Source organism: Paenibacillus sp. YYML68, from assembly GCF_027923405.1.
Lineage (GTDB): Bacteria > Bacillota > Bacilli > Paenibacillales > NBRC-103111 > Paenibacillus_G.
In genome coordinates, this window is the sequence record NZ_BQYI01000001.1 from 683,009 (window position 1) to 690,000 (window position 6,992).

The window sequence follows — 6,992 nt, forward strand, 5'->3', positions numbered from 1 at the left end:
ATGATACTGGTCATTGATAACTACGATTCGTTTACGTACAATCTGGTGCAATATTTGGGTGAGCTTGGTGAGCAGGTAGAGGTGCGTCGTAATGACGAGATCGACTTGGCTGGTATCGAAGCGCTGAAGCCAGATCATATTCTGATCTCGCCGGGCCCTTGCACGCCGAATGAAGCGGGAATTAGTCTGGCGCTTATTGAGCATTTCAAGGGCAAGGTGCCGATTCTGGGCGTGTGCCTCGGTCATCAGTCGATCGGACAAGTGTTCGGCGGTGATGTAATTCGGGCGGAGCGTCTCATGCACGGCAAGACGTCTGAGATATTCCATGACAACCGTACGGTATTCGCGGGTCTTCCTTCCCCGTTCATCGCAACTCGTTATCATTCGTTGATCGTCAAGAAGGAGACGCTTCCGGATTGCCTGGAGATCAGCGCAGAGACAGCCGAGGGCGAGATCATGGGCTTGCGCCATAAGGAGTATCCGATCGAAGGCGTCCAGTTCCACCCGGAGTCGATCATTACGGAGCATGGGCATCAGATGCTGCGTAACTTCCTGCAAAGGACGGCAGCGAGTCGCGCATGATTCTCGATTGGAACGGAACTCTTATTGAAGATGGTGAAGCCGTGGTCTCCTTCTATGACCACGGCTTTCTCTATGGTATCGGCTTGTTCGAGACGTTCCGAACGTACGGTGGCAGGCCGTTCTTACTGGAATGGCACATCGAACGTTTGTTCGCTGGGTGTCAGGAGCTCGGTATCGTCCTGGAGCCGGAGGAGACGCGACTGCGGTCACGAATCCAGGCGCTGCTCGTCGCCAATCAGCTCGAGGATGCCTATATTCGCTGGACCGTAACAGCAGGCGAGGAAGCGCTCGGCCTGCCTGCCGGCGATTACGTGAAGCCGACGGATATGATCTATATTAAGCCGCTGCCTGCTGCGACGGCGGTCACGAGCTCCACAGGCCGCGCTGGCAAGTCGCTTCAGCTGCTGAAGCAGCGCCGCAGCACCCCAGAGGGCGCAATCAGACTGAAGTCGCTTCATTATATGAACAATATCGTCGCGAAGCGCGAGCTGAGCGGCTACCCTTGGGCGATGGGAGCAGAAGGTCTGTTCCTCGATGTGCAGGGTCATCTGTGCGAAGGGATTGTCAGCAACGTGTTCTTCGTTCGGGACGGTGTGGTGCATACGCCGGCTGTAGAGACGGGGCTGCTTCCGGGTATTACACGCCGCTTCGTGCTGGAGACTGCCGAGCAGCTCGGGCTCGAGGTGCAGGAGGGGCGGTATCGCTGGGAGCAGCTGCTGCAGGCGGACGAAGTGTTTTTGACCAATTCGATTCAGGAAATGGTGCCGGTCGCAAGGCTGTATGATACGGACGGGGCGGTCGCCTCGGTTGGAGGCGATGGCCAAGGTGCAGCCGGGCCGATAACGGAGCAGCTGCAGCAACGGTATCGACGAGCAACGGCATTAACCGCACAGCAGCAAGAGGAGAATTGAAATACGGAGGGCAGTTAGATGAAGCTTCACTACAATCGACCGGTCGTTACGCTGCAATGTGGTGATCATCAGCTCCAATACGGCGAACGTACGCTGATCATGGGGATCTTGAACGTCACACCGGATTCATTCTCCGACGGTGGACAGTATGCACATGTCGAAGCCGCTGTCGAACGCGCCAGACAGATGGCAGCAGAGGGGGCTGACATATTAGACGTCGGCGGCGAGTCGACAAGGCCGGGCGCGGCTTATGTCGATGCGGAGGAGGAGCAGCGCCGTGTGCTTCCGGTCATTCGTGCGATCCGCGAGGCGGGCATTCAGCTGCCGATCTCCATTGATACGTATAAGGCGGAGACGGCAGAGGCGGCGCTGCGAGCCGGAGCGACGATGCTGAACGACATCTGGGGACTGCAGAAGGGGGAGCGAATGGGGGAGCTCGCCGTTCGCTTCGGATGTCCGATCGTGCTGATGCATAATCGCCCGGAAGCGGTGTATGCTAATTTTATACAGGATGTTATCGAGGACTTGAAGGCAACAGTTGTTCGTGCGCACCAGTCGGGCGTTCGGGATGATCAGATTATTCTCGACCCAGGCATCGGCTTCGCCAAGACGTATGCGCACAATCTCCAGCTGATGGGCGAGCTGGACCGCATCTGTGAGCTGGGCTATCCTGTACTGCTCGGTACCTCGCGCAAAAGCATGATTCGGCTCACGCTGGATGCATCAGCGGACGACGTGCTGGAGGGGACCGCTGCGACGGTAGCACTCGGCATTGTACAGGGCTGCGGCATCATGCGGGTGCACGATGTGCGCGAGATGCGCAAGACGGCGCAGATGACCGATGCGATCGTGAGAAGGAGGACGTGTTCATAATGGACAAGATCATCATGAAGGGAATGGCCTTCTATGGCAATCACGGCGTATTCCCAGAGGAGAATAAGCTCGGACAGCGGTTCTATGTCGATGCTGAGCTGCACATGCCGCTGGATAAGCCGGGGCAATCCGACGCGCTTGAGGATACCGTTAATTATGCAGCCGTGCACACCTTAATTAAGGACATCGTGGAGCAGAAGACGTACAAGCTGATCGAGGCGCTCGCAGAACATATTGCATCCGAGGTGCTTCGAACTTATACTGATATACATGCCGTTACGATACGGGTGCATAAGCCTCATCCGCCCGTAGCGATCCATTTTGAAGGAGTAGCGGCTGAAATTTATAGAAAGCGGGCTTGAATGCATGAATGAAAGCGACGCGATGCCGCGTGAGCCCCGCCATCTCGCCTATATCGGCCTTGGCTCTAACCTAGGTGACCGTGAAGGCTACCTGCTCGAGGCCATTCGTAAGATGACGGCACGGCCTGACATCGACCTGGCTGGACAATCCGGTATGTATGAGACGGACCCGGTCGGATATGTGGAGCAGCCGGCTTTTCTCAATATGGTAGTCGCAGTCCGAACGCCGCTGTCTCCAACACTGCTGCTCGCTGCGCTTCAGCAGGTGGAACGGCAGCTCGGCCGGAGGCGCGAGGTGCGCTGGGGTCCGAGAACGCTGGATCTTGACCTGCTGCTCTACGAAGACTGGGAGCATATGAGCGATGAGCTCATTGTTCCGCATCCCCGCATGACCGAACGGGCGTTCGTGCTCATTCCGCTGCTTGAAGTGATGGAGCAGGTGGAGACTGCTCGCGCGGGACGATGGGGAGAGCAGCTAGAACGGGTAGAAGGAAAGGAAGGCGTACGATTATGGAAAAAAACGTGCTAGCCCAGCGCATCCGCGCATTTCGCAAGCTGAAGGGCTATACGCAAAACGAGCTGGCTGAGCGTCTTGATGTCTCCATTGCTGTGCTCGGCTCCATTGAGCGGGGAACGCGCAAGGCAGACCTGAAGATGATTCGTAAAATATCGGAAACGCTTGGCATCGACCCTGAGGAACTAGCTCCGTCTCTTCAGCTGAAGAGTGATCGGGCGAATTAACCATGCATAAGCAATCAATAAGAACAGCTAGAAAGGAGTGAGCCTGATGTTAACGATCGGCAATGTGACAGCGCCGAACAAGGTCGTACTCGCGCCAATGGCCGGCGTCTGTAATCCGGCATTTCGACTGATCGCCAAGGAATTCGGCTGCGGACTTGTGTGCGCTGAGATGGTGAGCGACAAGGCGATTCTGCACGGCAACCACCGTACGCTTGAGATGCTGTACGTGGATGATCGCGAGAAGCCACTCAGTCTGCAAATATTCGGCGGAGATACGGAGACGCTTCTTGAAGCGGCGAAGTATGTCGACCAGCATACGAATGCGGATATTATTGATATCAATATGGGCTGTCCCGTCCCCAAAATTACAAAATGCGACGCCGGCGCACGCTGGCTGCTGGATCCCGGTAAAATCGAGCAGATGGTGTCCACCGTATCGAAGGCGGTAAGCAAGCCACTGACGGTGAAGATGCGTATAGGCTGGGATGACGACCATATCTACGCGCTACAAAATGCGAAGGCTGTCGAGAACGGAGGCGGCGCAGCCGTTGCCATTCACGGCCGTACCCGCGTGCAGATGTATACAGGTCAAGCGAACTGGGACATTATTAAAGAGGTCAAATCGTCCGTATCGATTCCAGTCATCGGTAACGGGGATGTATTCACGCCGGAGGATGCGAAGCGGATGCTCGAATATACCGGGGTGGATGGCGTTATGATCGGTCGCGCGGCACTTGGCAATCCGTGGATGCTGTACCGGACGATTCAATACTTGACGAAGGGTGAGCTTCCTCCAGACCCGACGCCGCACGAGAAGATTCGGATTGCCATCCTGCACCTTGACCGATTAACTGCGTTGAAGGGTGAGGCCGTAGCCGTGAAGGAGATGCGCAAGCATCTGGCTTGGTACTTGAAGGGGCTGCACGGCGCAGCTCGTGTTAAGGATGCCCTTATGGAGCAGACGAAGCGGGAGGCGATGATCCAGCTGCTGAACGACTTCGTTGAGTCGCTGGATGAGCGGGAATCTATCATGCAATGACGGGCAGAACGGCTTCCGGCGGGCAATTGGTTGACATTGACATTTAGATAGGGTTGCAATATAATCAGTCAATAGTCATTAGGGTCGGCGGGAGTCATCAACCTCCTGCGCGTTCATATAGTAGAACTGTGAACTCATATTCGGTGGAGCTGGTCCTACGAAAATCTTTCACACGACGGGAGATCGTTGCAAATGAGCGAAAAAGAAGTCATTCTTACTCCGGAAGGGTTAAAAAAGCTCGAGGAAGAGCTTGAGCATCTGAAATCGGTCAAGCGCCGTGAAGTCGCGGAGCGGATCAAGGTTGCGATTGGCTACGGAGATATAAGCGAGAACTCTGAGTATGAGGATGCGAAGAACGAGCAGGCATTCGTCGAAGGGCGTATCATCACGCTTGAGAAGATGCTCCGCAACGCACGAATCATTAATAATGATGAGGTTGACACCGATACGGTCAGCGTCGGCTCCAGAGTGATCCTTAAGGACTTGGAATTTGGCGATTTGCTCGAATACTCGATTGTTGGCACAGCTGAATCTGATCCTTTTCACAATAAAATTTCGAATGAAAGCCCGGTAGGCAAAGCGATTCTCGGTAAGCGCAAAGGCTCCACTGTAGACGTGAACGTTCCTGCAGGCATCATTCAATATGAAATTGTTGAAATTAAGAAGTAATTGAACGTGAACACGCAGAAGCTTCCACCGGAAGCTTTTTTGCCTATAAAAAACGATTGATTCAAGGAGAGAATCTCATGACTGTCGAGTTAGAATTAAATGAATTGCTGCAGATTAGACGCAACAAGCTGGACGAGCTTCGTGCGATGGGGGTTGATCCGTTCGGGCAGAAGTTCGAGGTGACGCATCACGCAGCGGACGTCGCGAGCGCCTATGGCGAGCAATCCAAGGAAGACCTCGAGGCACTCAATGCGGAGGTGCGTATTGCCGGACGTATTATGCAGAAGCGGGAGATGGGGAAGGCGGGCTTCGCGCATCTGCAGGATATTACGGGCAAGATCCAAATCTACGTACGTGCAGATTCTATGGATGAGACGCAGTACAAGGCTTATGATCTGCTTGACATCGGTGATCTCATCGCGGTGCACGGCACCGTGTTCAAGACGAAGACTGGCGAGCTGTCGGTGAAGGCGAAGAGCGTTGAGGTTATGGCGAAGTCGCTGCTTCCGCTGCCGGAGAAATATCACGGCCTGAAGGACGTCGAGCTGCGCTATCGTCAGCGCTACGTCGATCTGATTATGAATCAGGACGTACAGCAGACGTTCATTGCCCGTTCCCGCATTATCCAGTCGATGCGTCGCTATCTGGATGCTCGCGGTTACCTAGAGGTGGAGACGCCAACGCTTCACGCGATTGCAGGAGGTGCGGCGGCTCGTCCTTTCATCACGCATCATAACGCGCTGGACATGCAGCTGTATATGCGAATCGCAATTGAGCTTCATCTGAAGCGTCTCATCGTCGGCGGTATGGAGAAGGTGTATGAGATCGGGCGCGTGTACCGGAATGAAGGCATTTCGACGCGACACAACCCAGAATTCACAATGATCGAGCTGTATGAGGCGTATGCAGATTATCAAGATATTATGAAGCTGACGGAAGAGATGATCGCGCATATCGCCCGAGAGGTACTCGGCACGACGACGATACAGTATCAGGGTCAAGAGATTAACCTGGCTCCGCCGTGGAGACGCGTAACGATGGTGGATGCGATCAAGGAAGTGGTCGGTGTTGACTTCAGCGTTCAGATGAGCGATGAAGAGGCGCATCGTCTGGCGAAGGAGCACAAGGTGCCGGTAGAGCCGATGATGACCTATGGTCACATCGTGAACCAGTTCTTCGAGACGTTCGTCGAGTCGACATTGATTCAGCCTACGTTCATTACCGGACATCCGGTTGCCATCTCCCCGCTCGCGAAAAAAAGCAAGGACGATCCGAGATTCACCGATCGCTTCGAGCTGTTCGTTGTTGCGCGTGAGCATGCGAATGCGTTCACCGAGCTGAACGATCCGATCGATCAGCGCGAGCGGTTCGAGGCGCAGCTGGTGGAGAAGGAGCAGGGCAACGACGAGGCGCACGAGATGGATGACGATTTCATCCGAGCGCTGGAGTACGGCATGCCACCAACGGGGGGGCTCGGTATCGGCATTGACCGTCTGGTCATGCTGCTGACCGATGCGCCGTCCATTCGCGACGTGCTGTTGTTCCCGCTTATGCGCGAGCGTCAGGGCGAGTAGAGAGGTTGGGGGTGGGGGGAACGCGCGGTCTTATGGGCTGCGCATTCTTCTTTATGTTGCTAATGTGTCATGCCGTGAAGCGGGCTGTATGATTAATTTCATGATAAGCTTGCATTCATAGATTGAACATGGTATATTGTTCTTCCGGCCGCGAGTCGGACAAGCATGAATCGAAGGTGAAGGTAGAGTCTTGATACGAAGCACGAAAAAAAGATTTAAAAAAAGACTTGCAATCGACTAG

9 protein-coding genes are annotated in these 6,992 nt (G+C 54.7%); all 9 read left to right on the plus strand.

Features of this window, described 5'->3' with window-relative positions; translation table 11 throughout:
• The 9 genes from pabA to lysS all read left to right on the plus strand — a co-directional run bounded on the left by pabA (window position 1) and on the right by lysS (window position 6,751).
• Window positions 1-582, plus strand: coding sequence for an aminodeoxychorismate/anthranilate synthase component II (pabA, locus tag PAE68_RS03025; protein WP_281883930.1), 582 nt, complete (start codon window positions 1-3; stop codon window positions 580-582).
• A complete protein-coding gene (gene pabC, locus PAE68_RS03030; RefSeq protein ID WP_281883933.1) occupies window positions 579-1,493 on the plus strand; it encodes an aminodeoxychorismate lyase in 915 nt (304 codons plus the stop codon). The genes pabA and pabC overlap by 4 nt, the downstream gene beginning before the upstream one ends.
• Before the next feature lie 18 nt (window positions 1,494-1,511).
• The gene (gene folP, locus PAE68_RS03035; protein WP_281883935.1) at window positions 1,512-2,366 is read left to right on the plus strand and encodes a dihydropteroate synthase; all 855 of its coding nucleotides are present in this window, start codon (window positions 1,512-1,514) and stop codon (window positions 2,364-2,366) included.
• Window positions 2,366-2,728: a dihydroneopterin aldolase gene (gene folB / locus PAE68_RS03040; protein WP_281883938.1), complete on the plus strand. Its 363-nt coding sequence runs from the start codon at window positions 2,366-2,368 to the stop codon at window positions 2,726-2,728. Before folP ends, folB begins: the two co-directional genes overlap by 1 nt.
• Before the next feature lie 4 nt (window positions 2,729-2,732).
• Entirely contained in the window at window positions 2,733-3,257 is a 525-nt protein-coding gene (gene folK, locus PAE68_RS03045) for a 2-amino-4-hydroxy-6-hydroxymethyldihydropteridine diphosphokinase (protein ID WP_281883940.1), read from the plus strand.
• Complete coding sequence (locus PAE68_RS03050) at window positions 3,239-3,469, plus strand: helix-turn-helix domain-containing protein (RefSeq protein ID WP_281883942.1); 231 nt, start codon at window positions 3,239-3,241, stop codon at window positions 3,467-3,469. Before folK ends, PAE68_RS03050 begins: the two co-directional genes overlap by 19 nt.
• 46 nt (window positions 3,470-3,515) lie before the next feature.
• The gene (gene dusB, locus PAE68_RS03055) at window positions 3,516-4,508 is read left to right on the plus strand and encodes a tRNA dihydrouridine synthase DusB (RefSeq protein ID WP_281883944.1); all 993 of its coding nucleotides are present in this window, start codon (window positions 3,516-3,518) and stop codon (window positions 4,506-4,508) included.
• Window positions 4,509-4,700: 192 nt separating this feature from the next.
• Window positions 4,701-5,177 (plus strand): transcription elongation factor GreA, encoded by a 477-nt coding sequence (gene greA, locus PAE68_RS03060; RefSeq protein WP_281883946.1) that lies wholly within the window; start codon window positions 4,701-4,703, stop codon window positions 5,175-5,177.
• A gap of 77 nt (window positions 5,178-5,254) precedes the next feature.
• Window positions 5,255-6,751, plus strand: coding sequence for a lysine--tRNA ligase (lysS, locus tag PAE68_RS03065; protein ID WP_281883949.1), 1,497 nt, complete (start codon window positions 5,255-5,257; stop codon window positions 6,749-6,751).
• The last annotated feature ends 241 nt before the right edge of the window (window positions 6,752-6,992 follow it).